We start from the raw sequence: 1,454 nt of genomic DNA, 5'->3' as shown, positions 1-1,454 counted from the left end.
TCTTCATTTCTCTTATGATTAAAACAAGGAAAATTGTATTTATTTTGTACAATTTCTTCCAAAAGAGATAATTCAATATTTACAGCGAAGATAATTTTGAATTTCTATGTCAAGGGTATATAAACGCCTTCATGCTTCAGGCGCCCTGGACATAGAAATTCATACATTGTTTTGCTGACAATTCAAGTTATTTCTCTCGGAAAAAATTATGTCCAAAGGGCTTTATAATCCCGCTGATAGGCAGTGTTGTTTCTTATTACAGCAAACATAATATGAATCAGCTTTGACCGTAAATTATTAAGTACTAACATCTTTTTTTTCCCTTCTTTGATTTTTCTCTCATAATATTTCGTGAACTCCCCTTTTCCATGATGTACTGCACTGCAGACACCCATATGAAGATATCTTTTGATATGCCGGTTCGACCTCTTAGAAGTTTTTCCCCTTGAACGAATACTGCTCCCTGATTGATTTTCAAAAGGGGCGACCCCTACGTGAGATGAGAACTCTCTTGCCGAAGGGAACTTTCTAAATCCTAAAGTAGCGATAAGTACTTCCAATGCTATTTTGGGACCTACACCAACGATAGATTTCAATAATTTCATCTGGTGTTTCAACTGAGGATCATTTTTGATGATTTCGGCAATACGTTTATCGATCGACTTCAAGTTTTCTTCCAGTACTTTGAGTGTCTTACTATGTCTTTTTGAACGGTCCTTATAATCTGAGGACTCCACATACCCCTTATGATCAGTAAGTTGACCTTTAAGCATGGTCTTTTGCTTAGTGATAAGCTCTTTTTCAGAATTCAAATACTTCAGACTTATCAGACTGTCAGAAGCCAGCTCACATAACTTCGCCTTGTCATCATGTCTAAAACCATAATCGGCTAATCTTTTGGCATCAAGTTTATCATTCTTGCCTCTGATTAAACCCAGGCTATAGTGTGCTTGATTGGGACATGCAATCCATAAATTATAACCCTCTTCTATCAAGGCCCAAGTCATCGGGTTAGTATAGTTACCCGTATTTTCAGCAACAACCAACACCTCCTCTTTCTTCAAGCGATGTTCCTTAAGAAGAGCTTTAAAATTTTTAGAGATCTCTTTTTCCTCATTCAGGCATTCTCTCATCTCAAAATTCGTCGAATCCAAACGTAGAGCAATGTCCAATTTTAGTTTGCTAACATCGACACCGATTATAAACTTATAAATCATTTTTGTACCTTCGTTTAGGTTATGAATTAGGGTAATTCAGAGCACTCCTACCAACCTTAGCGGGGTTGAAACAATCTCTTATTTAGGCTCTACTCTGTTAAAAGAAATAAGTCCAAGAAATGACGTAATTTTTAAAATTATTTTGTCTTATGGTTTACTTATTTCTTTTACCCTAGTTTTAAAAAGCAATTTACCATCTTAGATAAATACAACACTATAAATCTAAGGTTTTGTCTT

General features: G+C 35.5%; 1 protein-coding gene. It reads right to left on the bottom strand.

The features are described from left to right. Positions 1-206: 206 nt before the first annotated feature. Entirely contained in the window at positions 207-1,217 is a 1,011-nt protein-coding gene (locus tag HHU12_RS33865; RefSeq protein ID WP_169661145.1) for an IS110 family RNA-guided transposase, read from the bottom strand. Positions 1,218-1,454: the final 237 nt, after the last annotated feature.

It is taken from the genome of Flammeovirga aprica JL-4 (genome assembly GCF_012844305.1).
GTDB lineage: Bacteria > Bacteroidota > Bacteroidia > Cytophagales > Flammeovirgaceae > Flammeovirga > Flammeovirga aprica.
This window is presented reverse-complemented; position numbering and strand designations above follow the sequence as displayed.

Excerpts from the sequence above, each read along its gene's own strand:
- HHU12_RS33865 (WP_169661145.1), bottom strand. The coding sequence starts at position 1,217 with ATGATTTATAAGTTTATAATCGGTGTCGATGTTAGCAAACTAAAATTG.